Origin of the sequence: Pannonibacter sp. I15F10I1 (assembly GCF_900185665.1) — a bacterium.
GTDB lineage: Bacteria > Pseudomonadota > Alphaproteobacteria > Rhizobiales > Stappiaceae > Pannonibacter > Pannonibacter indicus.
This window is the reverse complement of record NZ_FYAN01000004.1, coordinates 205,922-230,845: the sequence shown is the minus strand read 5'-3', so window position 1 is coordinate 230,845 and position 24,924 is coordinate 205,922. Positions and strand designations below refer to the sequence as shown.

Here is a 24,924-nt window from a genome sequence, read left to right as displayed (position 1 = left end):
GGAAACGGGTGTTCCGGGCCGTGCTGTGCCGGGTCAGGCTTACTTCAGGAGGCCGGCTTCGCGGTAGAACTTCTCGGCGCCCGGATGCAGCGGGATGCCGATGCCGTCGAGAGCGGATTCCTTGGTGATCGACTTGCCCTTGGCGTGGCCGGTGTCCAGCAGCTTGCGGGTGTTGTCGTTCCACAGCGCCTTGGTGATCTCGTAGACCAGGTCTTCGCTTTCGTCCGAGCTGGTGATCCACTGGGCGCCAACGGCCACCGTCGTGGTTGCCGGAACGCCTTCATAGACGCCTTCCGGCACGTCGGAGCTGGCGAAGAAGGCATGTGCGCCGGTCAGGCTTGCAGCCGTTTCGCCATCGATCGGCACGAGCTTGATCTTGGCGGCGGAAGCCAGTTCCACGATGGCGCCGGTCGGGTAGCCGCCGACGAAGAAGAAGGCGTCGATCTGGCCGTTGCGCAGGGCATCGCTGGCAGCATCCGGCTTCAGGGCTTCGGCGGTAACGTCCGCAACGCCAAGGCCGGCCGCTTCGAGGATCAGGTTGGCATCGACATAGGTGCCGGAGCCCGGCTCATCCAGCGAGACGCGCTTGCCCTTGAGGTCGGCGACGGAATTGATGCCGCTGTCAGCCAGAGCCACCAGATGGATATGCTCGGGGAAGAGGGCGGCGATGGCGCGCAGCTTTTCAGCCGGGGGCTGGCCCTGCATGGTGCCGGTGCCGGTGTAGGCCCAGTAGGCAACGTCCGACTGGGCAAAGCCCGAATTGCGCAGGCCCGAGGAAATGGCATTCAGGTTGTCAACCGAACCGCGCGAGGACACGGCCGAAGCAATCAGGCCCGGCACGCCGCAACTGCCGCCTTCCTCGCAGGGACGCGAGCCGGGAGGATTGGAGATGGCATTGGCGATGACGCCGCCCACCGGATAATAGGTGGCGGCCGTGCCGCCCGTGCCGATGGTGAAGAACTTGATATCCTGCGCCGCGGCGGGCGCCATGAGGCTGGCCGTCACTGCGGCGGCGGTAAAGGCGCTCTTGAAATAGGCGAACATGTAGTCCCGTTCCTCTCTGCTGTTCTCAGCTTGTTTTCTTTCCGGTCCCTGTTTCCTGGCTGCTCATGTCAGCGTTCCGTGGGAAAGAAACAGGGCGTGATAGGGGGCTGACGCGGGAGAGCCGGGCGGCTGCCCGGAATCGCATCATGAAAAAAACTTTATCAGGTTTGAACAGAACTGCACCGGCAAATCTGCCGGTGCTCCGTTGTCCGAGAGGGCCCTGCTTGCCTGCCTCAGGCCGCTCTTCCCTTCAGGCGGGCGGCAAGGTTGTGGATATGGCTGGCGCCGATGCCGCAGCAGCCGCCGACGAGGGTGGCGCCGGCGCCGACCCAGTCGCAGGCAAAGCCGGTGTAGCGGTCGCCGGTCAGGTCGGCGCGGGTGCCGTGCAGGGCCTCGTTGGCCGCGCCGTCATCGGTGTTGCTTTCAAAGGCATTGGCATAGACGCCGAGGTCCAGCTTCACGCCCTTTGCGGCGAAGACGGCTGAGGCGGCCTTGATGGCGCTGGCCATGATTTCCGGCTTGGCGCAGTTGAACAGGAGCGCCGCCGCCCCTGACCCTGCTGCCCATTCGGCAGCATCCGTCACTGTTTCCCCGCCGCGCAGCTTCGGGTTGGCGATGGCCGCTTCCATGTCTGCATCTTCCAGCGTGAAGGACACCCAGAAGGGGCGGTTGGTGTCCCCGGTGGCGATGCGCACGGCTTCGCCCTCGGCAATGAGGCTCAGGGTCTCGCCCAGCCACACATCTGCATAAGGACTGAGTTCCTCGACGAGGACGGAGAGATAGTCCTGCACGCGGGCGGGATCGAAATTCTGCGGCTCGTAGGAGCCGAAGATGGGCGGCAGGCCACCGGCGACCATCACGCTGCGCGTGGTTTCCGTGTCTGCTGCTTCCCGGGCAAGGCGGCCGGAGAGGGCGATCAGGGCACGGCCTTCCTTGGCAAACCGCTCTTCGCCGATGTGATAGGGCACCAGCGCATAGCTGTTGGTGGTGATGACATCGGCGCCCGCAGCGATGAACTCCTCATGCACCTGCCGCACGATGTTGGGCGTGTCGATGAGGGCAAGGGCCGACCATTCCGGCTGCTTCAGCTCGGCGCCGAGCCGCACCAGTTCGCGGCTCATGCCGCCGTCGAGGATACGGATGTTGCTGGCCATGAAATGCTCCTTCGCGGGTTCGGAGGCTGCAGGGCTGCGCCGTCAGCGGCGCACGGGCACCTGCGCCTCCACATGCTTGAAAATGCGGGTGAGGATGATGGTCAGGCCCACATAGAAGAGCGTGACCACGATCAGCGGTTCATAGACGAGCAGCGTATCCTGCCGCACCTTGTAGGCGACCGCGTAGAGATCCATCACCGTGACGGTGAAGGCGAGCGGTGTGGCCTTGAGCTGCAGCACGATTTCGCCGGTGATGCTGGGCAGGGCCGTGCGGATGGCGCGCGGCAGCCAGATGCGCCGCAACAGCAGGAAGGGTGTCATGCCGAAGGCGCGCCCGGCTTCCAGCTCGCCCTTGGGCACGCTCAGCAGCGCGCCGCGCAGGATCTCGGCCTGATAGGCGGCATGGTTGAGCGTGAAGCTGACGGCGGCGAAGAAGAAACCTTCGCGCAGGATGGGCCAGAGGAAACTGCTGCGCAGGCCCGGCACCATCGGCAGCAGCGAGCCGACGCCATAATAGAGCAGCCACAGCTGGATCAGCAGAGGTGTGCCCCGGAAGAAGCCGCAATAACCGCGCGCCAGCAGCCGCAGCCACAAGGGGCCGGACACCTGCGCCAGCGCCAGGCCAATGGCGAGGACGAAGCCGATGCTGACGGAAATGCCGAGCAGGGCAACCGTCTGCCAGGCGCCGGACAGAAGCAGCGGGGCGTATTTGCCAAGCCAGGAAAAATCCATCCGCCCCTCCTATGCCCGGCCGTGGGCCGGCTGGCCCCGGCGCGCGCGCCGCTCCAGCAGGTTGAACACACGGGTGGAGACAAGGCTGATGATCAGATAAAGCACCGCCGCCGCCGCGAAGAACAGGAAATATTGCTTGGTGTTGCCCGCCGCGATGCGCGTCGCCAGCGCCAGCTCCTGATAGCCGACAACGGCAATGAGGGCGCTGTCCTTGGTGACGGACATCCACAGATTGGCAAGGCCCGGCATGGCATTGGGGATCATCGCCGGCAGGATGATGCGGCGGAAGCGCAGGGAAGGCCGCATGCCGAAGGCCGCTCCCGCCTCGATCTGGCCGATGGGCACGGCAACAATGGCACCGCGGAACACCTCCGTCATATAGGCGCCCTGCACGATGCCGAGCACGGCGACGGCTGCCACAAAGCCGTTCACCTCGATGGTGGGCAAGCCGATGGCGGTGAGCAGCCGGTTCAGGCCGTCGGTGCCGGCATAATAAAGGCCGATGATCAGGATGAGTTCGGGAATGGCGCGGATGGCGGTGGTGTAGCCATCGAGCAGGGCCGAGGTCACGCGCCCGCCCTTGAGCTTGCCCCAGGCCCCCAGCAGGCCCAGCACCATGCCGGTGAGGTAAGCGCCGAGCGAAATGGCGAGCGTCGACGCAGCCCCGGCCAGCAGCACACCGCCCCAGCCGGGAGGCGAGGGTGCCAGAAGCTCAAGATAGGTCAGGTTCGCCATGCTGCCTCTGGGACAATCCAATAAAGTCTTTGGCCTGCGGCCTTTGCCCCAATGAGGGGTGTTGATTTCGGACCGTCAGCCAGGCTCCAACTCCTCCCCCCTTGAGGGGGAGATGCCCCCGGCAGGGGGCAGAGGGGGGTAACGGACTATCCGCTCATATGAGAGGTGATGCTGTGATGAAGCGCTGCTACCCCCCTCTGTCTGCTGGCGCAGACATCTCCCCCTCAAGGGGGGAGAGGGGCGCTGCGGCCTGTTTGCACGCTCAGCCTCTCAGAAGAGGCCGGAAGAGGCGCTGACGCCTCCTCCTGCCTCGGTGTTCCCTCGTATCACTCGCCGTAAGGATCGAACGTGAAGTACTTGTCCGAGATTTCCTTGTACTTGCCGCTGGCGCGGACGGCGGCGATGGCGGCGTTCAGCTTGGCCTGAAGCTCGGTGTCGTCCTGACGCAGGCCGCCGCCGATGCCGGAGCCCAGCACGGCCGGGTCATCGGCCACGTTGCCCTTGTCCTCGCAGCAGCTTTCGCCGTAGCTGGACTTCAGGAACTCTTCCAGCGGCATGGCATCACCAAACACATAGTCGATGCGCCCGGCGGCGAGGTCCTGGAAGGCCTCATCCAGGGTGGCGTAGGTCTTTTCCGAGGCCTTGTCCTTGAAGTACTTGGCGTAATAGTCGGACTGGATGGTCGAGACCTGAATGCCGATGATCTTACCGGCGACGTCATCCGGGCCTGCTCCCATGATGCCGTCCTTGGCGCCGATCAGCTTGCTGGGCGTGTTGTAGTACTTGTCCGTGAAGGCAATGGTCTTCTTGCGCTCTTCGGTGATGGACATGGAGGACCAGATCACATCGATCTTCTTGGCCTGCAGGCCGGGGATCAGCCCGTCCCAGGCGATGTCGACGATCGAGCACTGCTCCTTCATTTCCTCGCAGACGGCATCCATCAGGTCGATTTCCCAGCCCACCCACTTGCCGGAGGCATCCTTGGTGAAGAAGGGCGGATAGGGCTCGTTCATCACGCCGAAGCGCAGTTCGGCGGAGGCGGAGGCGGAGCTTGCCGCAAGCGCGGCGCCGGTGAGGAGAATGGACAGGAGCTTCTTCATGGAGTTTCCCCGTTTATGCTGGTGATTGGTTTTCAGTGTCTCAATGAGGCGGTGAATTCGCGGCAGCGGACGCTTTCCGGGGCGCCGAACACCTTCTCCGGCGTGCCTTCCTCTTCCACGCGGCCCTGATGCAGGAACATGACGTGGCTGGAGACATCGCGCGCAAAGCTCATCTCATGGGTGACAAGCACCATGGTGCGCCCTTCGGCGGCCAGATCGCGGATGACCTTCAGCACTTCGCCGACCAGCTCCGGATCGAGCGCAGAGGTCGGCTCGTCGAAGAGCATCACCGAAGGCTCCATGCACAGGGCGCGGGCAATGGCGGCGCGCTGCTGCTGGCCGCCCGACAGAAAGGCCGGATAGGCATCGCGCTTGTCATGAAGGCCGACCTTGGCCAGCAGCCCCTCGGCCCGCTCAACGGCCTCGCGCCGGTTCTGGCCCAGCACATGCACCGGCGCTTCGATGACATTTTCCAGAACGGTCATGTGCGCCCACAGATTGAAGTTCTGGAACACCATGGACAGCCCGGTGCGCAGGCGCTCGATCTGGCGCCAGTTGGCCGGATGCAGGCGGCCATGCCGGTCCGGCTTCAGCGCCACTTCCTCGCCATTGACGACAAAGCGGCCCCGGTCGGGCTGTTCCAGAAAATTGAGGCAGCGCAGGAAGGTGCTCTTGCCCGCTCCCGATGAGCCGATGAGGGAGATCACGTCGCCCTTGCGGGCGGTCATCGAAATGCCTTTCAGCACTTCGTTGGGGCCGTAGCTCTTGTGGACGTCCTCCACCTCAAGGGCAAAGGCGGGCTCATGCGTCATGGGCAGCCGTTCCGCGTTGTTTCAACCGCCTGTTAGCCCGGTTTTGCCAGCTTGCCAATTGGCATGCGAATGTTTGGGAAAGATATTTCCTTTGGAAGGCGGCAGGCAGAGCTGCTGTTTTGTGGGGGCGTTGCCAAGAGGGAGAGCCTCCCAACGTCAAAAACAGTTCACCCCGGATCACGCAAGCATGTCCGGGGTGATGGAGGGGCTTCAGGTCAGTCCGTTGCCCGCTTTTACACAATACCCCCGCCAGCGCCTGAGACCGCCGGGCGGATGGATGCGGCGCGGGCGCGGTAGCTGGAGGTGCGGTAGGTGGAGACGGGGTCGATGGCGCCGCCCGATTCCAGACGGGCCATGGCGAGGATGGGCTCCACATCGGTGCGGAAGGCGGTCTTCAGCGTGGTGGTGGCCATCAGCGCGTCGTTGCCGTCCTGGAAGCCGTCGAGCGCCTTGCGGTCCACCAGCAGGGCCTGCGCATAGGCACGCTGCACCTCCATGGCGCTGACCATCAGGCTTTCGATCGGGTCGGTGACATTGTGCGACTGGTCCAGCATGTGCGAGGGGGCAAAGCCCGGCGCCTTGCGGGTTTCCGCGTCCACCAGCTCGTTGAAGACGAGGAACAGCCGGTAGGGATCGACCGAGCCGGTGTCGAGATCGTCGTCGCCATATTTGCTGTCGTTGAAATGGAAGCCGCCCAGCTTGCCGGAGTGGATGAGGCGGGCGACGATCATTTCGATGTTCACGTTGGGCGCATGGTGGCCGAGGTCAACCAGACAGAAGGCCTTGGGGCCCAGCTCCTGCGCGATGAGATAGTTCGTGCCCCAGTCCTGCACCACGGTGGAATAGAAGGCGGGCTCGTACATCTTGTGCTCGGTGAAGAGCCGCCAGTCCTCCGGCAGGGCAGCGTAGATCTGCCGGGCTGCCTCCAGATAGCGCTCGAACTGGCGGGTGAAATGCGCCTGCCCGGGGAAGTTGGAGCCGTCGCCGATCCACACGGTCAGCGCCTTCGAGCCAATGGCGCGGCCAAGCTCGATACATTCGATGTTGTGCTCCACCGCCTGCGCGCGGGTGGCGGCATCCGTGTGGGAGAGGGAGCCGAACTTGTAGGAGTGGGCCTGTCCGGCCTGATCCTGGAAGGTGTTGGAGTTCATGGCGTCAAAGCCGAGGCCGAGGCTGTCCGCCTTGGCCTTCAGCTCTGCCGGATCGGCCTTGTCCCACGGGATATGCAGGGAGACGGAGGGCGTTGCCCGGGTCAGTTGCTGGATGACGCCGCAGTCTTCCAGCTTGTCGAAGATGTGGCGCGGCTCGCCTGCGCCGGGGAAACGGGCAAAGCGGGTGCCGCCGGTGCCGACGCCCCAGGAGGGCACGGCAACGCCATAGGCGGCAACCTTTGCCTTCACCGCGTTGATATCGATGCCCCGGCGGGCGAGCCGCTCGCCAAGGCTGTCATAGTCGCGCGTGAGGTCCGCTTTGCGGGCGGCATTGTCCTTCTCAAGGACATCGGAACCGATCATCAGGGTCATGGATGGCCTCCGTCAGCGGGTGAAGGACTGGACGTTGCCTGCGTCCACGTTGATGATGTTGCCGGTCGACTTGGCCGAAGCCTCGCTGGCGAAGAAATAGGTGGCCTCTGCAATGTCTTCCGGCAGCACGGAGCGCTTCAGCAGCGAGCGCTGGCGGTAATGCTCTTCCAGATCCGCCGTGTCCTTGCCATAGGCCTGTGCGCGTTCCTTCAGCCAGTCGCCCGACCAGATCTTGGAGCCGCGAAGCACAGCATCCGGATTGACCACGTTGACACGGATGCCATCCGGCGCCCCTTCCAGCGCAAGGCAACGGGCGAGGTGGATTTCCGAGGCCTTGGCCGTGCAATAGGCGCTGGCGCCCGGCGAGGCAGCAAGGCCGTTCTTGGAGGCGATGAAGACAATGGAGCCGCCGATCCCTTGCGCCTTCATCACCTTGAAGGCGCTGCGCGAGACAAGGAAATAGCCGGTCGAAAGGATCGACATGTTCTTGTTCCACAGCTCGAGGCTGGTTTCCTCGATGGGGGCCGAGGAAGCGATGCCCGCATTCGACACCAGAATGTCGATGCCGCCAAACTCGGTGCAGGCTTCCGCATAGGCCCGCTCCACCGCGTCCTCGCTGGTCACATCCATGACCACCGTGCGCACCACGTCGCCGGAGTGGCGGGCAGCCAGGCGCTCTGCCGTCTGGGCGAGGGAGTTGGCGTCGATATCGGCCAGCACCACGCAGGCGCCTTCGCTCATCAGCCGCTCCGCCGTTGCCGAGCCGATGCCGCCACCCCCGCCGGTGACAAAGGCGACACGGCCGGCAAGGCTCTTCGGCTTGGGCATGCGCTGGAGCTTGGCTTCCTCAAGCAGCCAGTATTCGATGTCGAAGGCTTCCTGCTCTGGCAGGCCGCAATAGGTGGAAACGCCGGAAGCGCCGCGCATCACGTTGATGGCGTTGACGTAGAACTCGCCCGAGATGCGGGCCGTGGCCTTGTCTTTGGCGAAGGTGATCATGCCGACGCCGGGCACCAGATAGACAACGGCATTGGGATCACGCAGGGCGGGGCTGTCTGCATGCTTGCAGCGCTCGTAATAGGCCGTGTAGTCCTGCCGGTAGGCGGCAACCGCATCCGGCAGGCCCTTGAGCACCGCATCCACATCCGGATTTGCCGGATCAAGGTTTACGACCAGCGGGCGGATCTTGGTGCGCAGGAAGTGATCAGGGCAGCTGGTGCCCAGCGCCGCGAGGGCTTCCATATCCTTAGCGCAGACGAATTCAAGCACGGCATCGCTGTCGTCAAAGTGGCCGGCCATGTGCTGCTGGCCACTGACCATGCCACGGATGGCGGGCATCAGGCGCGCGGCAATGGCGCGGCGCTGATCACGCGGCAGGATGGCGTGCTTCTGGCCGCCGAAAGCGGCCTTGCCCGCCAGCTTGCCCTCGAACCAGGCCATCGCCTTGCTGATGATTTCGATGGTCGTCTCGTAGCAGGTGCGCGCATCATCGGCCCAGGTGAAGAGGCCATGGCTTTCCAGCACGACGCCGCGCGCCTCCGGGTTTTCGAGGCAGAATTTTTCCAGCCACAGGCCCAGTTCATAGCCGGGGCGCTTCCATGGCAGCCAGCCGATGTCCTTGCCGAAGATCTCTTCCGTCAGCGCCTTGCTGTCCTTGGAGGCAGCAATGGCGATGATCGCGTCCGGGTGCATGTGGTCCACGTGCTTTTTCGGCACATAGGCATGCAGCGGCGTGTCGATGGAGGCGGCACGCGGGTTGAGATTGAAGGTGCAGTGGGGCAGCAGGCCCACCATCTCGTCCTCGAAGGCGACGCCGCGATAGATGCCCTTCAGCGCCCGCAGCTTGTCCATGTAGAGCGTGGCAAACCCGTCGAGCTTGATGGTGCCCACGTCACCGCCGGAGCCCTTGACCCACAGCACTTCCGCCATTCCGCCGGTCAGCGGATCCTTTTCCATCACCTTGGCAGAGGTGTTGCCGCCGCCATAGTTGGTGATGCGCTTGTCGGACCCGAGCAGGTTCGAGCGGTAAAGCAGGCGGCCGGATTCGGTCATGGCAGAGGCCTTGGCCTCATCCCACAGGTTTGCGAGCCGGGAACCGGCGGCGGAATCAGTCATGTCTTCCTCCCAAGGACAAGCTGGACCGATGCCAGCTTTTGACCGGAGACTTGCCGTGATACATCTCGTTGTCAATCAGTTTCAATCATGATCGATCAAAAATGACGCTGCATTGCAGCAATATGACGAATCATGATTGACACTGCGCGAATTTGATGGAAGCCTGAGCGGGAAGTCGGGAGGATTGCATGCACGAGAAAGAGCGCCACAGGATCATCTTGTCCGCCGTTCAGGACCGTCCGGTCGTGACTGTTGCGGAACTGGTGGCGCTGACCGATTCCTCGGAAGCGACCATCCGCCGGGATATCGCGGCGCTGCATGTGCAGAAGAAGCTGCGCCGGGTGCGCGGCGGAGCGGAATCTATCACGCCGCCGCAGTTCGTCGGGCTGGCGGGCCGCCCCTTCAGCGTCAACGAGGCGATCAACGCGCAGCAGAAGCGGGCGATTGCCCGGGTGGCGGTGGAGCTTTGCACTGACGGCGATGCGATCATCATCAACGGTGGCACCACCACCTTCCAGATGGTGCATCCGCTGGCCAGCAAGCGCATGCAGATCTTCACCAACTCGTTCCCGATTGCCGAGCACCTGCTCAAGCATTCGAAGAACACGATCATCCTCTCCGGCGGAGTGATCTACCGGGAGCAGAACATCATCCTGAGTCCCTTCGACAATGACGTGACGCGCAATTTCTATGCGCGGCGCATGTTCATGGGGGCGCAAGGTCTGGGCCCGCTGGGGCTGATGGAGGCGGACCCGCTTCTCATCCAGGCGGAGCAGAAACTGATCGGGCAGGCGGATGAACTGGTGGTGCTGGCGGACTCATCCAAATTCCGCAGCCGCTCCAGCCTGATCCTGTGCCCGCTGGACCGCATCACCACGGTGATCACCGACGAGGGCATTCCGGACAGCGCTGCGCAAATGCTGGAGCAGGCCGGGGTGCGGGTGATTGCAGCGCCCGTCGAGGCCGCTCAGGCGAGTGCCGCCGGCGGGGGCTGACGAAACAACGATTTCTGACCGGCGGGAGGAACAGCCGGTGGAATGACTGGGAGGAAGACAATGACATTCATGAAGACGCTTCTGGCGGCAACCGCTGTTGCTGCTCTCGCATTCTCCGCTCCGGCCCATGCCGAAACCAAGCGCATTGCGTTGGTGGTGAAGGCGCTGGGCATCGGCTTCTTCGAGGCGGCCAACAAGGGCGCGCAGGAAGCTGCCAAGGAACTGGGCGATGTGGAGATCATCTACACCGGTCCGACCGGCACCACGGCTGAAGGCCAGATCGAGGTGATCAATGCACTGATCGCCCAGAGGGTGGATGCGATTGCCATCTCGGCCAATGATCAGGACGCGCTGGTTCCGGCCCTGAAGAAGGCAATGGACCGCGGCATCACCGTTATTTCGTGGGACTCGGGCGTGGCACCGGAAGGCCGCCAGCTGCATCTCAACCCCTCGTCCAATCCGCTGATCGGCAACATGATCATCAAGCTGGCGGCAGATCACCTGCCGGAGGGCGGTGATGTGGCCGTTCTGTCGGCCTCTGCCACGGCGACGAACCAGAACATCTGGATCGAGGAGATGAACAAGGTCAAGGACACCTACAAGGGCATCAATGTGGTCGCCACCGTCTATGGCGATGACCTTGCCGACAAGTCCTACCGTGAGGCCCAGGGACTGATGCAGACCTATCCGGATCTGAAGGCGATCATTGCCCCGACCTCCGTCGGCATCGTTGCGGCGGCGCAGGCTGTCACCGATGCGGGCAAGGCCGGTCAAGTCAATGTGACGGGTCTCGGCCTGCCGTCCGAAATGGCCGGTCACATCAAGTCGGGTGCCTCCAAGTCCTTCGCCATCTGGAACCCGATCGACCTCGGCTATGCCGCGACGATGCTGTCCTACAACCTTGCCACCGGCAAGGCCGAAGCCAAGCCGGGCGCAGAAATTCCGATGGGCCGCATGGGCACCTTGACGCTGGATGACAGCAACACGGGGGCCATGGCGGACCCGTTTGTCTATGACAGCTCCAACATCGACGAGTTCAAGGACATTTTCTGAGACCTCCCAGGCCTCGAGATGTGTCCGGCCGTGACATGCCGTCACTGATGCCGTCACTGGCCGGGCACCGTCCGCGATCCCGATGAAACATCACACATGACGCCGGGGTTCCATGCCCCGGCATAACCGGGGCATTGCCATGCTTGCCAACTTCCCGGATCAGCCGGGTGCAGCCTTGCACCCGGCCAGCGCAAAGGACCAGCCGGTCCTGTCGCTGACCGGTATTTCCAAGTCCTTTCCGGGCGTCAAGGCGCTGTCGGGCGTGTCGCTGGATCTCTATCCGGGGCAGGTGACGGCGCTGGTGGGTGAAAATGGCGCGGGCAAGTCCACCATCGTCAAGGTTCTGACCGGCATCTACCAGCCGGATGCAGGCGAGATCCGCGTCGACGGCCAGCCGGTGACCTTTCCCGCAGCGGAAGCAGCCGCAAAGGCCGGGGTGACGGCAATCCATCAGGAAACCGTGCTCTTTGACGAGCTGACAGTGGCAGAGAACATCTTCATCGGCCATGCCCCGCGCAGCCGCTTCGGCTTCATCGACTGGCGCAAGATGCGCTCGCAGGCGCGGCGCCTTTTGGAGCGGATCGGCGCGCAGATTGATCCGGACGTGCAGCTGAAGGACCTCGGCATTGCCAGCCGCCATCTGGTGGCCATTGCCCGTGCCCTGTCGATTGACGCGCGCGTCGTCATCATGGACGAGCCGACGGCGGCACTGTCGCACAAGGAAATCGAGGAAACCTACGAGCTGGTGGACCGGCTGAAGGCCGAAGGAAAGGCCATCCTCTTCATCAGCCACAAGTTCGACGAGATCTTCCGCGTCGCCGACCGCTACACCGTCTTCCGCGACGGGGAGCTTGCCGGCGCCGGGCATATCCGCGATGTGCGCGAGGGCGACCTTGTGCGCATGATGGTGGGCCGCCCGGTGGATCAGGTGTTCCCCAAGCGCATCCCGAAGCTGGGCGGGGAGCTGCTGAAGGTGGTGGGCTACTCTCACCCGACCGAGTTCGAGGACATCAACTTCACCCTGCGCGCCGGTGAAATCCTTGGCTTCTATGGCCTGGTCGGGGCCGGCCGCAGCGAGTTCATGCAGGCGCTGTTCGGTATCACAAAACCCTCCAAGGGCGCGATCCGCATTGACGGCGAGGTGGCGGTGATCCGCTCCCCCAATGCGGCCATCCGGCAGGGCATCGTCTATGTGCCGGAGGACCGGGGCAAGCAGGGGGCGGTGAAGGGCCTGCCGATCTTCCAGAATGTCACCCTGCCGTCGCTGCAGGCCGTTTCCCGCAAGGGCTTTCTCAAGATGACGGAAGAGTTTGCGCTGGCGCGGGACTACACCCGCCGGCTGGACCTGCGGGCGGCTGCGCTCGATCAGGATATCGGCCTTCTCTCGGGCGGCAACCAGCAGAAGGTGATCATCGCCAAATGGCTGGCGACCCGGCCCCGGGTCATCATTCTGGACGAGCCGACCAAGGGCATAGACATCGGCTCCAAGGCGGCGGTGCATGAGTTCATGGCGGAACTGGCGGGCGAAGGGCTCGCGGTCATTCTCGTCTCGTCCGAGATTCCGGAGGTGCTGGGCATGTCCGACCGGGTGATCGTGATGCGCGAAGGGCGGATTGCCGCCGAATTCGAGGGAGAGGCGATGACGCCGGAAAATCTGGTCCGGGCCGCTGCCGGGATCGAGGAGGGCCACGCATGAGCATCCGTCTTTCCCATGGCCGCGAGCTGGTGCTGGCGGGCGCAATGGTGGCGCTGACCGGGCTGATCGCCTCGCGCTTTCCCGGCTTTGTCGCGCCTGCCAATCTCGCCAGCGTGTTCAATGACACGGCGCCGCTGATCATTCTGGCGCTGGGGCAGATGGCGGTGATCCTGACCCGCTGCATCGATTTGTCGGTGGCGGCCAACCTGGCGCTCACGGGCATGGTGGCGGCGCTGGTCAACACCATGATGCCGGATCTGCCGGTGCCGCTGATCATTCTCCTGTCCATCACGCTGGGCGCGGGGCTCGGGCTGATCAACGGCCTGCTGGTCTGGCGCCTGTCGATCCCGCCGATCGTGGTGACGCTCGGAACGATGACCATCTTCCGGGGCATCATCTTCCTGATTTCCGAAGGGCGCTGGATCAACGCGCATCAGATGAGCGATGCCTTCAAGGCTTTTCCGCGCACGGCGGTTCTGGGCCTGCCGGTGCTGTCCTGGATTGCGATTGCGGTTGTCACCGGCTTTGCCATTCTGGTCACCCGCACCGCGCTGGGCCGCGCTTTCCATGCGGTGGGCGGCAATCCGCATGCGGCGCAATATGCAGGCATCGACACGGGCCGTACCCAATGCGCTGCCTTCGTGCTGTCCGGCGCGCTGGCCGGGCTCACCGGCTATCTCTGGGTGGCGCGCTATGCGGTCGCTTACGTGGATATTGCCGCTGGCTTTGAGCTGGATGTGGTGGCGGCCTGCGTCATCGGCGGCATTTCCATCGCTGGCGGTGCGGGTAGCGTGGCAGGCGCGGTGCTGGGGGCGCTGTTCCTCGGCATCATCAAGAATGCGCTGCCGGTGGTCAATGTCTCGCCCTTCTGGCAGCTCGCCATCTCCGGCTCGGCCATCCTGATTGCAGTGGCGGTCAATGTTACCCAGAACCGGCCGAAGGGCCGGGTCATCCTGAAAGCGGCGGAGCACACGGCATGACATCCGTTTCCCTTCCCACCCCCGGCTCCGGCTCTGGGGCGCCCGGCGGCGGGCGGCAGATCCCCGACCGGCTGCGCAGCCCGCTGCAGCGGATCACCTCAAGCTGGGAACTGATGCTCTTCGGCGTCGCCGTGGCGATTTTCATCCTGAATGCGCTGGCCTCGCCCTATTTCCTCGATCCGTGGAACCTGTCGGATGCCACGTTCAACTTCACCGAAAAGGCGATGATCGCCTTTGCCATGGCGCTGCTGATCATCTCCGGCGAGATTGACCTGTCGGTCGCCGCCATCATCGCACTCGCCTCAACCGCCATGGGCTATGCGGTGCAGATGGGGGCCGACACGCCCACGCTGGTGGCCATCGGCCTCGGTGCCGGGCTGCTGTGCGGGGTGGTGAACGGCGCACTCGTCACGGGTCTGGGCCTGCCGTCGATTGTCGTCACCATCGGCACCATGAGCCTCTTCCGCGGCATCTCCTACATCGTGCTGGGCGACAAGGCCTTTACCGGCTATCCGGCGTCCTTCGCCTGGTTCGGGCAGGGCTATGTCTGGTGGGTGATCTCCTTCGAGCTGGTGCTCTTTGCCGTGCTCGCCGTGCTGTTCGGCCTGCTGCTGCATGCCACCACCTTCGGCCGGGCGGTCTATGCCATCGGCAACAATCCGGTGGCGGCGCTCTTCTCCGGCATCCGGGTGGCGCGGGTGAAATTTGCCCTGTTCCTGCTCACCGGCCTCATGTCCGGCGTTGCCGCCGTGTGTCTCACCTCGCGGCTTGGCGCAACGCGTCCGTCCATCGCCTCGGGCATGGAGCTGGAGGTGGTGACCATGGTGGTGCTGGGCGGGGTCAGCATTCTGGGCGGGGCGGGCAGCATCGCCGGGGTCGTCATCGCGGCGCTGGTGATGGGGCTGGTCACCTTCGGTCTCGGTCTTCTCAACGTGCCGGGCATCGTCATGTCGATCTTCACCGGCCTGCTGCTGATCGGCGTCATCGCCCTGCCGCGCCTTGCCCGCCAGATCCTGCAGCGCCGCAAGGGAGCGTGAGATGGAGAAATATGCCTTCAAGATGAAGCTCAATCCCGGCATGGAGGCCGAATACCGCCGCCGCCATGACGAGATCTGGCCGGAGCTGTCCGCCCTGCTGAAGGAAGCCGGCATCCGCGACTACTCCATCCATCTCGACCGGGAGACGAATATCCTCTTCGCCGTGATGTGGCGCGAGAGCGCCGAGAAGGTGGCAAGCCTTCCGGCGTCGCCGGTGATGCAGCGCTGGTGGGCGCATATGGCCGATATCATGGAAACGAAGCCGGACAACGAGCCGGTGGCGATTGCGCTCGAAACCGTCTTCCACATGGACTGATCCGGCATGACCAGCTTGCGCAACATCGCGGTGATCGACATCGGCAAGACCAACGCCAAGGTGGCGGTGGTGGACATCGCGCGCCGGCAGGAGCTGGGCGTGCGGCGGCGGCCGAACCTTGTGCTGACGGATGGGCCCTATCCGCATTTCGATGTGGAAGGGCTCTGGAGTTTCTTTCTGGAAAGCCTGAAGGAGCTGGCGGCAGAGCACCGGATTGACGGCGTCAGCGTCACCACCCATGGCGCGTCTGCCGTGCTGCTGGATGCCTCCGGCAAGCTGGCCACTCCTGTGCTCGACTATGAGTTCACCGGCCCGGATGACCTTGCCGGCCAATATGATGCCCTGCGGCCCGATTTTGCGCAGACGGGCTCGCCGCGCCTGCCCATGGGGCTCAATCTGGGGGCGCAGCTTCACTGGCTGATGGAAACGCAAGCGGGCCTGCGGAAGCGCACCGCGCAGGTTCTCACCTATCCGCAATACTGGACCTATCGCCTGACGGGCGTTACCGCCTGCGAGGTGACGTCACTGGGCTGCCATACGGATCTGTGGAACCCGTTCGAGGGCGTGTTTTCGCCGCTGGTGTCACGGCTCGGGCTTGAGGGCCGCATGGCGCCGGTGCGCAAGGCTGGTGACGTGCTGGGCCCGCTGCTGCCGGATGTGGCGGAACGGGCCGGGCTGCCGGAAGGCCTACCCGTTGCCTGCGGCATCCATGACAGCAACGCTTCGCTCTATCCGCATCTTCTGGTCCGGCAGGGGGCTTTCTCCGTCGTCTCCACCGGCACCTGGGTGATTTCGCTCAGCGTTGGGGGCGGGCACGTAACGCTCGATCCGGCCCGCGACACGCTGGTCAATGTCAATGCACTGGGTGGCGCGGTGCCGTCGGCCCGGTTCATGGGCGGGCGCGAGTTTGATCTGATGATGGAGGGGCATGACAGAGCCAGCACGGATGCTGACGTGCAGCAGGTTCTGGACCGTTCCATCCTGCTTCTGCCCGCCGTCGAACCGCGCTCCGGTCCGTTTCAGGGCAGGGCGCAGCGCTGGAGCGTGGACGAGGCCGGTCTGTCTGATGGCCAGCGCTACGCGGCGGTGTCCTTCTATTTGGCGCTTGTGACGGCGGAATGCCTTGCCATGACCGGGGGGGAAGGGCCGGTGATTGTGGAAGGACCGTTTGCCGCCAACCGGCTTTACCTCGCCATGCTGGAAGGCTCCACGGCCCGCAAGGTGCAGGTTGGTGACGGGTCGGTTACCGGCACCAGCATCGGTGCGGCGCTGCTGCTGGCAGGAGATGACGGGCGGGAGGGGGAAGGCACGGCGCAGGATGAGGCGGCGGCTGTCATACCGGAAGACGGTCTTGCCGCCTACGCCGCTGCGTGGCGGGGGGCTGTGGCTGAGGGCTGAACTGAGGGCGTGGGACAAGTGTCTTCTTCTCAGCCCTCCTCCTGGCGGAGTGATGTTTTTCCGGGCTGCCAGTCAGGCTCCAGTTCTTCTCCCCCCTTGAGGGGGAGATGCCCCCGGCAGGGGGCAGAGGGGGGTAACGGACTGTCCGTTTGAATGAAAGTTAAGGCCATGGTGAAGCGCTGCTACCCCCCTCTGTCTGCTATCGCAGACATCTCCCCCTCAAGGGGGAAGAGGGGCGCCGAGGCTATAGGACGGCCTTCCTTCTCCTTGCCGTTCGATGCAAACACGGCCACGCTCCGGACGGTATCACACCAGCTTGTCCGGCGGGCAGCCCAGCGCGGTGGAGGCTTCGCGGGAGGCAGATTTCAGCAGGCCTGCGTATTCGGCCTTGCGGGTTTCATCGAAGCGGAACAGCGGGAAGGAAATGCTGATGGCGGCGATGGAGCGGCCCAGATGGTCCAGAACCGGAATGGCCATGCAGCGCACGCCGGCCTCGCTTTCCTCGATCTCTTCGGCAAAGCCTTGCGCGCGGACCTGAAGAATGGCGGCGAAAAGGGCGTCTGCGTCGGTGATCGTGCGCGGGGCCAGCTTCGGCATCTCCATGCGGGCGAGGCGCTCGCCGATCTCCTCGTCGCTGCGCCAGGCGAGCAAGGCCTTGCCCAGCGAGGTGCTGTGCAGCGGATTGCGGCGGCCGAGGGTGGATTGGGTGGAGAGGTTGTAGAAGGAATCGTATTTGTGGATGTAGGCGACGCGCTGCTCCCGGTCGTCCATGACGCCGAGATTGATGCATTCGCCCGTCGCCCGGGACAGGCGTCCCATCACCTTGTCGGCGATGCGGATCAGGTCCGATTCCTCGTTGAGAGAGCGGGCACCAAGGCTGAAGAGCTTGAGGGTGAGGCGGTATTTCTCCGTGTCCCCGTCCTGCTCGGCATAACCGAGGTCCACCATGGTCTGCAGCAGACGGTGGGCCGTGGTCTTTGACGTCATGGCCCGCTGGGCGATGACGGCAAGGCTTGCCTGCCGCTCGTCAACCAATGCCTCCAGCACGGCGAAAACCTTGAGGACCGCAGCGGCATTTTCGGTTTTGGGTTCGGCTCTGGAAGAAGCCTTGGGCTTGCTGTCGGGCATTTCTCTCGTTCAGTATTTTTTGAAATGCCATTCTGAAATTTGAATCTCTGCCTGTCAAGCTGGCTCGAGCCGGAAATGGCGCAACTTTATGCAGGCGCGTGAAAATCACGATTCAATCGGTTTAACTGATTGCCAAGGCTGCAGGATTGTGGTTGCCTGACAATAACGGAATTGCGTTCCGAAAAAATTTCAAGCGGTATCTGGGAGGAGATCGCGCATGCATCCGCTGTTGCGGCAGAAGGAGAGGTTTGTCACCCGGGACGAGGTCTGCGACCTCATCGACCGGCTGACCGGGAACCTCATCAGCATCGAGGACAAGACGGGGGAATTCCTGCTGCGCCTTGAGGATGGCCGCGTCATTGATACCAAGGGTTGGGCCGGCTGGGAATGGACCCATGGCATCGGGCTCTATGGCCTGTTCCGCTACTGGCAGCTGACCGGCAATGCGCAGGCCATGCGCATCATCCGCGACTGGTTTTCGGCGCGGCTGGCGGAAGGCACGCCGACGAAGAACATCAACACGGTTGCCCCGTTCTTCACCCTCGCCTGGCTGCATGAGCTTGCGCCCAATCCGCAGTGGGTGCCCTATCTGGAAACCTGGGCCGAATGGGTGATGCACGAGATGCCGCGCACCCGCGAGGGCGGGTTGCAGCACATCGTCTACAACAGCGTCAACGACCAGCAGATGTGGGACGACACGCTGATGATGAGCGTGCTGCCGCTGGCCAAGACCGGGCTGGTGCTGGGGCGCCCCGAGTATGTGGAAGAGGCGAAGTACCAGTTCCTGCTGCATGCCCAGTATCTGATGGACACGCAGAGCGGCCTCTGGTTCCACGGCTGGAGCTTTGACGGCAACCACAACTTTGCCCAGGCGCTCTGGGCGCGCGGCAACAGCTGGATCACCATTGCGATCCCTGAGTTCATCGAGATGCTGGACCTGAAGGAAGGTGACGCGCTGCGCCGCCATCTGCTGTCGGTGCTGGGCCGTCAGGCGGCGGCGCTGAAGCAGTACCAGCACGAAAGCGGCCTGTGGAACACGCTGCTGGACGACCCTTCAAGCTATGTGGAAGCCTCGGCCACGGCGGGCTTTGCCTATGGCCTGATGAAGGGCGTGCGCAAGCGCTATCTGCCTGGCGAATACCTTGAAGTGGCCGAGCGTGCCATGCGCGGTGTTGTTGCCAACATCAGCGAGGATGGCGAGCTGCAGCAGGTGTCCTTTGGCACTGCCATGGGAAGTGACCTCGATTTCTACCGGGAGATCAAGCTGACCTCGATGCCTTACGGGCAGGCGATGGCCATGTTGTGCCTGACGGAGCTTTTGCGCAGCTACATCTGACAGGGCTGCGGGGGAATGCGGCGGGGAGAGGAGCCCTGCCGGAGCACAAAGGCCGCGGAATGGAGGTTCCGGGCCAAACAGGGAGGAGACCAGAATGACTGTCACACGCAGAACCGTCCTTGGGGGAATGGGTCTGGCTGCACTGGCCGCTGCCATGCCTGGCGGCGCGGCCCTCGCCCAGAACCGCACGATCCGCCACTACTGGTGGGGCAATCCGGAGCGCGACAAGCGCACCTTTGCCGTGATCGAGGCCTTCCAGAAGAAGCATCCGGGCATCACCGTGTCGGGCGAAACCATCGGCTGGGGCGACTACTGGACCAAGATGGCCACCCAGACGGCCGGCCGCAACATGGCCGATCTGGTGCAGATGGATCACCGCTTCCTGTTTGAATATGTGGGCCGCGGCGCGTTGCAGCCGCTGGATGATCACATCGGCAAGACGCTGATGCTCGAAGGTTTCGACCAGGGCCCGCTGGATGGCGGCAAGGTGGACGGCAAGCTTTATGCGCTGAACATCGGCTCCAACTCGCAGATGGTCGTCTTCAATGCCCGCGTCTTCAAGGACGCCCGCGTCGAGTTCGATCCCTACAGCTGGACCCATGAGGATTTCGCCCGGATCGCGGCGGAGATCACCAAGGCGTCCGGCGGCCGGGTGAAGGGCACGGACGACTTCTCCACCTATATCGAATATCTGGAAGCCTGGGTGCGCCAGCGCGGCCGCGAATTCTACGACAACGATGGCAACGTGGCGGCGACGGCCGAAGACGCCGCTTCCTTCTTCCAGTACTGGGATGATCTGCGCAAGGCCGATGCCGTGGCCCCCAGGGACCGGGCGCTGATGCTGGATCCCGCACTGGCCGAACGCGGTGTCGTCAAGGGCGATACGGCCATGTCGCTGATCTGGTCGAACCAGATCGTGGGTGTGCAGGATCTGATGCAGGACGAGGCAGGTCCTGCCATGCTGCCGCATCTGGCCGGCGGCGAGCCGGGCCAGTTCATCAAGCCGTCCATGTTCCTCTCCCTGTCGCGCGATGCCAAGGACGTGGATGCGGCCATGGCCTATATGAACGACTGGGTGAATGACCCGGAGATCACCGGCATTCTCGGCCTTGAACGCGGCATTCCCTGCTCGCCGAAGGTGCGTGAGGCGCTGGCGCCGTCCTTCAGCTCCATCGAGAAGCGCACGGTCGATTACTTCACGGCCATTCAGGACAAGGTCGGCCCGCTGCCGATGCCGCAGCCCAAGGGCGCGGGCGAGGTGCGGGATGCCTTCATGCGCACGGCCTCGAATGTGATCCTCGGCACGCAGACACCCGCCGATGCCGGTGCGGAGTTCATCGACGACGCCCAGTCGATCATCGAACGCGCACGCTGATACGCGCATTGCCTGGAACCATCCGCCCCACCTTCCGGCGGGGCGGATGCCTGCAAGACAAGGCCTGCCTTTCATGAAACGGTTCCTCGCCCGCAACGCGCCCGGATATTTGTTCCTGTCTCCGTGGCTGCTCGGCTTCTTCCTTCTGGCCCTCGGGCCGATCCTCGTCTCGCTCTACCTGTCCTTCACCAGATACGACATGGTGAGTGATCCGCGCTGGGTTGGTCTTGGCAATTATGAATACATGTTCAGCCGCGACCGCCGGTTCTGGAAGGCACTGGAGGTGACGTTCACCTACGTGGTTCTGGCCGTTCCGGCCCGTCTGGCCTTTGCGCTGGCGGTGGCGATGCTGCTGGACAAGGGGCTGCGGACCATCAGCCTTTACCGTGCGATCTTCTATCTGCCCTCCCTGCTCGGGGCTTCCGTTGCCATCGCCATTCTCTGGCGCGAGCTGTTTGCGGCCTCTGGCGTCGTCAACGAGGTGCTGGGCTTCTTCGGCATTTCCGGGACGGACTGGATCACCAATCCGAAGACCTCGCTCTACACGCTGGTGGCGCTGGCCGTCTGGCAGTTCGGTTCGCCGATGCTGATCTTCCTGGCTGGCTTGCGCGGCATTCCAAGGGATCTCTATGAGGCGGCGGAAATTGACGGCACGCCGAAATGGCGCCAGTTCACCCGCATCACGCTGCCGCTGCTGGCACCGGTGATCTTCTTCAATCTGGTCCTCCAGACAATCGATGCCTTCAAGACCTTCTCCAGCGCCTTCATCATTTCGAACGGTGTCGGGGCTCCGGCGGACAGCCTGCTGTTCTTCACGGTCTATCTGTTCAACGAGGCCTTCAAATTCTTCCGCATGGGCTATGCCTCGGCACTGGCCTGGGTGTTGCTGCTGATCATTGCGGCCTTCACGGCGCTTGCCTTCTTCACCTCGAAATACTGGGTGCACTATGACAACGACCGCGACTGACCTGGACAAGGCCATCGAGGCCGATGAAGCCGCACGCATCGCCCACGAACTGCGCCTGAAGCGCGACCGGCGCGAGCGCAACGGCCGTTACCTGAAGCATCTGTTCCTGATGCTGTTTTCGGTCGTGATGCTTTATCCGCTGTTCTGGCTGACGGCCTCCTCGCTGAAGCCGGAAAACGAGATTTTCGGCAGCCTGTCGCTGTGGCCGTCGAGCTTCCAGTTCGACAATTACACCAAGGGCTGGTTTGCCCTGCCGGTGCCTTTCACCACCTTCTACATCAACTCCACCATCGTCACGGTGCTGTCGGTCATCGGCAACCTGATCTCCTGCTCCTTTGCGGCCTATGCCTTTGCGCGGCTGCAGTTCACGGGGCGCAGCTTCTTCTTCGCGCTGATGATGATGACGCTGATGATCCCCTATCACGTGGTGCTGATCCCGCAGTATGTGATGTTCCTCAATCTTGGCTGGGTGGACACCTACCTGCCGCTGGTGGTGCCGCGCTTCCTGGCGGCAGATGGCTTTTTCATCTTCCTGATGGTGCAGTTCTTCCGCCAGCTGCCGCGGGAGCTGGACGAGGCGGCGATGATCGACGGCTGTTCGCCTTTCAAGATCTACTGGGCCATCATCCTGCCCCTGTCCCTGCCGGCCATGGCCACGGCGGCGATCTTCTCGCTGATCTGGGTGTGGGAGGATTTCCTCGCCCCGCTCATCTACCTCAATGACATCAAGAGCTACACCGTGCCGCTGGCGCTTCGCCTGTTCCTCGATCAGGAGGGCCAGTCCCTCTACGGACAGATGTTTGCCATGTCGGTGCTCTCGCTCGTGCCGGTGCTGATCTTCTTCGTGGCCTTCCAGAAGCTGATCGTGCGCGGCATCGCGACCTCCGGAATGAAGTGAGAGCAGGGCTCCAAGGGAACATAACTATGGCTGGATTGACACTTCGCAACGTCGGCAAGAGCTACGGCAAGCTCAGCATCATCAAGGGGCTTGATCTCGACGTGGTGGACGGGGAATTTCTGGTGCTCGTCGGCCCTTCGGGCTGCGGCAAGTCCACCCTGCTGCGCATGATTGCCGGGCTGGAGGATATCTCCGAGGGCACGATTTCCATCGGCAGCACCATCGTCAACGATCTGCCCGCTTCCAAACGCGAGCTGTCGATGGTGTTCCAGAGCTACGCGCTCTACCCGCATATGAGCGTCGCCAAGAACCTCGCTTTCGGCCTGCAGAATTTCAATGTGCCGAAAGCGGAAGTGGCCCGGCGCGTGGCGGAGGCGGCGCGCATCCTGCAGATCGAGGCGCTGATGGAGCGCAAGCCGCGCCAGCTGTCCGGCGGGCAGAAGCAGCGTGTGGCCATCGGCCGTGCCATCGTGCGTGAGCCGAAACTCTTCCTCTTCGACGAACCGCTGTCGAACCTCGACGCAGAGCTGCGCGTGCAGATGCGCGCCGAACTCGCCGCACTTTACAACCGCCTCGGCACCACGATGATTTACGTGACCCACGACCAGGTGGAAGCCATGACCATGGCCAGCCGGATCGTCGTGCTGCGCGGCGGCAAGATCGAGCAGGTGGGCACGCCGCAGGAGCTTTACACGAAGCCCCGCAATCTCTTTGTTGCCGGTTTCATCGGCTCGCCCAAGATCAACCTGATGACGGCCAGCCATTCTGCCGTTGATGGTGCGTCTGCGGCGGATGTGGAGGGCTTTGGCCGCTTCACCATCCCGCAGCTGGCCACCAGTGACGCCAAGCTGACGCTTGGCATCCGCCCGGAGGCCATGCGCATCGGCGAAGGGGAAGTGCAGGGGCAGGGCAGCCTTCGCCTTGTCGAATATCTTGGCAGCGAGACGCTGCTGCATGTGGTGCTGGCGAATGGCCAGGTGCTGCTGGTCAGCGATTCCAGCCGCCGCGCCTTCCGCGCCGGAGATGCGGTGCCGGTCGGCTTCGATCCGTCAGACCTTCATTACTTCGATGCCTCGGGCCAGCGCACCGGGGCTGCCAATGCCGGCACTCAATGAGCCTCGCTCATTGAGTGCCGGTCAAGCCCGTGCGGGCATGAGCAATTTCAAGGCGTGATGCGTCAGCATCGGAAGACTTGGTATAACGAGAGCCAGAACCAGTGAAGATAGCCATCGTTGGATGCGGATCGCGGCACAAGATGTTCCGCGATTCTGTTGTCGAGGATTACTCGGACAAGCACGAGATCGTCGCCCTGTGCGACAGCAACGGCCACCGGCTGCGGCTGGCGGCGGAAGCGGCCTCGCAGCCCGGCACCAATGGCGTTGCGACCTATCTGGCGGGCGATTTCGACCGGCTGATCACCGAGCAGAAGCCGGACACGGTGGTGGTGGCAACGCCGGATTTCCTGCACAGCGACTATATCGTCCGCGCCTTCGAGGCGGGCTGCGATGTGATCTGCGAGAAGCCGCTGACGATCGACCTGACGCGGCTGAAGATGATCCTCGACGCGCAGGCCCGCACCGGCCGCAAGGTGATGGTCACCTTCAACTACCGCTATTCCCCGGCCCGCACGCAGATCAAGGAGCTGATCATGTCGGGCGCCATCGGCACGGTGACGGCGGTCGATTTCCGCTGGCATCTCGACCGGGTGCACGGAGCTGACTATTTCCGCCGCTGGCACCGGCAGAAGGAAAATTCCGGCGGGCTGCTGGTGCACAAGTCCACCCATCATTTCGATCTGCTGAACTGGTGGCTCGGCTCCGTGCCGGTGGATGTGTTCGCCTCCGGCCGCCGGGCTTTCTACCGGCCGGAGATGGCGGTGGAGCTGGGCCTGGGCGGGCGCGGCACCCGCTGCGCGGACTGCGCGGTTGCCTCGTCCTGCGATTTCGAGCTGAACATGGACGGCGATGCAAACCTGCGCAGCCTCTACCGGGAGGCGGAGGACGAGGATGGCTATTACCGCGACCGCTGCGTCTTTGATGCGGATATCGGCATCGAGGACACGATGCAGGCCCACATCCGCTATGCCTCCGGCGTGACAGCCAATTACACCCTGACCGCCTATTCCCCCTGGGAGGGGCTGGAGATCAAGTTCCAGGGCACGAAGGGCGACATCACCCACCGGCATGTGGAAGTGCATGGCGTGTTCGGCGGCGAGCGTGCCCATGCGGGTGGGGATGCGGTGACGACCGAGTTGCATCTGGCCGGAGAGCATCCGCGCATGCTCGACGTACCGCACGGTGAAGGCCATCACGGCGGCGCCGATCCGGTGATGCTGGGCTATATCTTCGATCCAGAGGGCATGGAGCCCGACCGCTTTGGCCGTGCTTCGGACCATGTCGCGGGCGGTTGGTCGATCCTGACCGGCATTGCCGCCAACATGTCCATCGAGACCGGCTCCGCCGTGAACATTCCCACCATGCTGCGGGCCCGCGGCATCAAGCTTTAAGTCCGGAAGAGAAACAGGGAGGCC

At 63.6% G+C, this 24,924-nt stretch carries 22 protein-coding genes; 13 read left to right on the top strand and 9 right to left on the bottom strand.

Annotated elements, in window-relative coordinates; translation table 11 throughout:
• Positions 1–39: 39 nt before the first annotated feature.
• The 8 genes from IF10I1_RS04025 to IF10I1_RS03990 form a co-directional block, all read right to left on the bottom strand.
• Positions 40–1,044 (bottom strand): TAXI family TRAP transporter solute-binding subunit, encoded by a 1,005-nt coding sequence (locus IF10I1_RS04025; RefSeq protein ID WP_050474827.1) that lies wholly within the window; start codon positions 1,042–1,044, stop codon positions 40–42.
• Between the two features lie 233 nt (positions 1,045–1,277).
• On the bottom strand, positions 1,278–2,198 hold the full coding sequence (locus IF10I1_RS04020; RefSeq protein ID WP_186391271.1) for a homocysteine S-methyltransferase family protein: 921 nt from the start codon (positions 2,196–2,198) through the stop codon (positions 1,278–1,280).
• A 42-nt stretch (positions 2,199–2,240) separates the two neighbouring features.
• Positions 2,241–2,930: an ABC transporter permease gene (locus IF10I1_RS04015; protein WP_186391270.1), complete on the bottom strand. Its 690-nt coding sequence runs from the start codon at positions 2,928–2,930 to the stop codon at positions 2,241–2,243.
• Positions 2,931–2,939: 9 nt separating this feature from the next.
• Positions 2,940–3,665 carry an ABC transporter permease gene (locus tag IF10I1_RS04010; RefSeq protein WP_186391269.1) on the bottom strand — a complete coding sequence of 242 codons (726 nt, stop codon included), beginning with the start codon at positions 3,663–3,665 and terminating at the stop codon, positions 2,940–2,942.
• Between the two features lie 326 nt (positions 3,666–3,991).
• Positions 3,992–4,765 carry a transporter substrate-binding domain-containing protein gene (locus tag IF10I1_RS04005; protein ID WP_123194903.1) on the bottom strand — a complete coding sequence of 258 codons (774 nt, stop codon included), beginning with the start codon at positions 4,763–4,765 and terminating at the stop codon, positions 3,992–3,994.
• Between the two features lie 32 nt (positions 4,766–4,797).
• Positions 4,798–5,577 (bottom strand): ABC transporter ATP-binding protein, encoded by a 780-nt coding sequence (locus IF10I1_RS04000; protein WP_050474831.1) that lies wholly within the window; start codon positions 5,575–5,577, stop codon positions 4,798–4,800.
• Between the two features lie 233 nt (positions 5,578–5,810).
• On the bottom strand, positions 5,811–7,100 hold the full coding sequence (gene rhaI, locus IF10I1_RS03995) for an L-rhamnose catabolism isomerase (protein ID WP_186424368.1): 1,290 nt from the start codon (positions 7,098–7,100) through the stop codon (positions 5,811–5,813).
• A 12-nt stretch (positions 7,101–7,112) separates the two neighbouring features.
• Positions 7,113–9,215 carry a bifunctional rhamnulose-1-phosphate aldolase/short-chain dehydrogenase gene (locus IF10I1_RS03990; RefSeq protein ID WP_186424367.1) on the bottom strand — a complete coding sequence of 701 codons (2,103 nt, stop codon included), beginning with the start codon at positions 9,213–9,215 and terminating at the stop codon, positions 7,113–7,115.
• Between the two features lie 188 nt (positions 9,216–9,403).
• Here IF10I1_RS03990 and IF10I1_RS03985 point away from each other — a divergent pair, with 188 nt between their 5' ends.
• The 7 genes from IF10I1_RS03985 (at position 9,404) to IF10I1_RS03955 (ending at position 16,690) form a co-directional block, all read left to right on the top strand.
• Positions 9,404–10,210 (top strand): DeoR/GlpR family DNA-binding transcription regulator, encoded by an 807-nt coding sequence (locus IF10I1_RS03985; protein ID WP_186391266.1) that lies wholly within the window; start codon positions 9,404–9,406, stop codon positions 10,208–10,210.
• A gap of 60 nt (positions 10,211–10,270) precedes the next feature.
• Entirely contained in the window at positions 10,271–11,263 is a 993-nt protein-coding gene (gene rhaS, locus IF10I1_RS03980) for a rhamnose ABC transporter substrate-binding protein (protein ID WP_050474835.1), read from the top strand.
• Between the two features lie 139 nt (positions 11,264–11,402).
• A complete protein-coding gene (locus IF10I1_RS03975) occupies positions 11,403–12,959 on the top strand; it encodes a sugar ABC transporter ATP-binding protein (RefSeq protein ID WP_186391356.1) in 1,557 nt (518 codons plus the stop codon).
• Positions 12,956–13,939: an ABC transporter permease gene (locus IF10I1_RS03970; protein ID WP_186391265.1), complete on the top strand. Its 984-nt coding sequence runs from the start codon at positions 12,956–12,958 to the stop codon at positions 13,937–13,939. The genes IF10I1_RS03975 and IF10I1_RS03970 overlap by 4 nt, the downstream gene beginning before the upstream one ends.
• Entirely contained in the window at positions 13,936–14,976 is a 1,041-nt protein-coding gene (locus IF10I1_RS03965) for an ABC transporter permease (protein ID WP_186391264.1), read from the top strand. Before IF10I1_RS03970 ends, IF10I1_RS03965 begins: the two co-directional genes overlap by 4 nt.
• A gap of 1 nt (position 14,977) precedes the next feature.
• Complete coding sequence (gene rhaM / locus IF10I1_RS03960) at positions 14,978–15,292, top strand: L-rhamnose mutarotase (RefSeq protein ID WP_019965533.1); 315 nt, start codon at positions 14,978–14,980, stop codon at positions 15,290–15,292.
• A 6-nt stretch (positions 15,293–15,298) separates the two neighbouring features.
• Positions 15,299–16,690: an FGGY-family carbohydrate kinase gene (locus IF10I1_RS03955; protein WP_186391263.1), complete on the top strand. Its 1,392-nt coding sequence runs from the start codon at positions 15,299–15,301 to the stop codon at positions 16,688–16,690.
• A gap of 306 nt (positions 16,691–16,996) precedes the next feature.
• On the opposite strand, the gene kdgR is transcribed toward IF10I1_RS03955, so the two are convergent.
• Positions 16,997–17,818, bottom strand: a complete 822-nt coding sequence (kdgR, locus tag IF10I1_RS03950) for a DNA-binding transcriptional regulator KdgR (RefSeq protein WP_186391262.1) — start codon at positions 17,816–17,818, stop codon at positions 16,997–16,999.
• Between the two features lie 217 nt (positions 17,819–18,035).
• Here kdgR and IF10I1_RS03945 point away from each other — a divergent pair, with 217 nt between their 5' ends.
• The 6 genes from IF10I1_RS03945 (at position 18,036) to IF10I1_RS03920 (ending at position 24,900) form a co-directional block, all read left to right on the top strand.
• Positions 18,036–19,154 carry a glycoside hydrolase family 105 protein gene (locus tag IF10I1_RS03945; RefSeq protein WP_186391261.1) on the top strand — a complete coding sequence of 373 codons (1,119 nt, stop codon included), beginning with the start codon at positions 18,036–18,038 and terminating at the stop codon, positions 19,152–19,154.
• A 94-nt stretch (positions 19,155–19,248) separates the two neighbouring features.
• A complete protein-coding gene (locus tag IF10I1_RS03940) occupies positions 19,249–20,529 on the top strand; it encodes an ABC transporter substrate-binding protein (RefSeq protein ID WP_208977558.1) in 1,281 nt (426 codons plus the stop codon).
• 73 nt (positions 20,530–20,602) lie between these two features.
• The gene (locus tag IF10I1_RS03935) at positions 20,603–21,496 is read left to right on the top strand and encodes a carbohydrate ABC transporter permease (RefSeq protein WP_186391260.1); all 894 of its coding nucleotides are present in this window, start codon (positions 20,603–20,605) and stop codon (positions 21,494–21,496) included.
• 109 nt (positions 21,497–21,605) lie between these two features.
• Complete coding sequence (locus tag IF10I1_RS03930; RefSeq protein WP_244284565.1) at positions 21,606–22,394, top strand: carbohydrate ABC transporter permease; 789 nt, start codon at positions 21,606–21,608, stop codon at positions 22,392–22,394.
• 26 nt (positions 22,395–22,420) lie between these two features.
• Positions 22,421–23,509 (top strand): ABC transporter ATP-binding protein, encoded by a 1,089-nt coding sequence (locus IF10I1_RS03925; protein WP_186391258.1) that lies wholly within the window; start codon positions 22,421–22,423, stop codon positions 23,507–23,509.
• A 101-nt stretch (positions 23,510–23,610) separates the two neighbouring features.
• Complete coding sequence (locus IF10I1_RS03920) at positions 23,611–24,900, top strand: Gfo/Idh/MocA family protein (RefSeq protein ID WP_186391257.1); 1,290 nt, start codon at positions 23,611–23,613, stop codon at positions 24,898–24,900.
• Positions 24,901–24,924 lie beyond the last annotated feature (24 nt).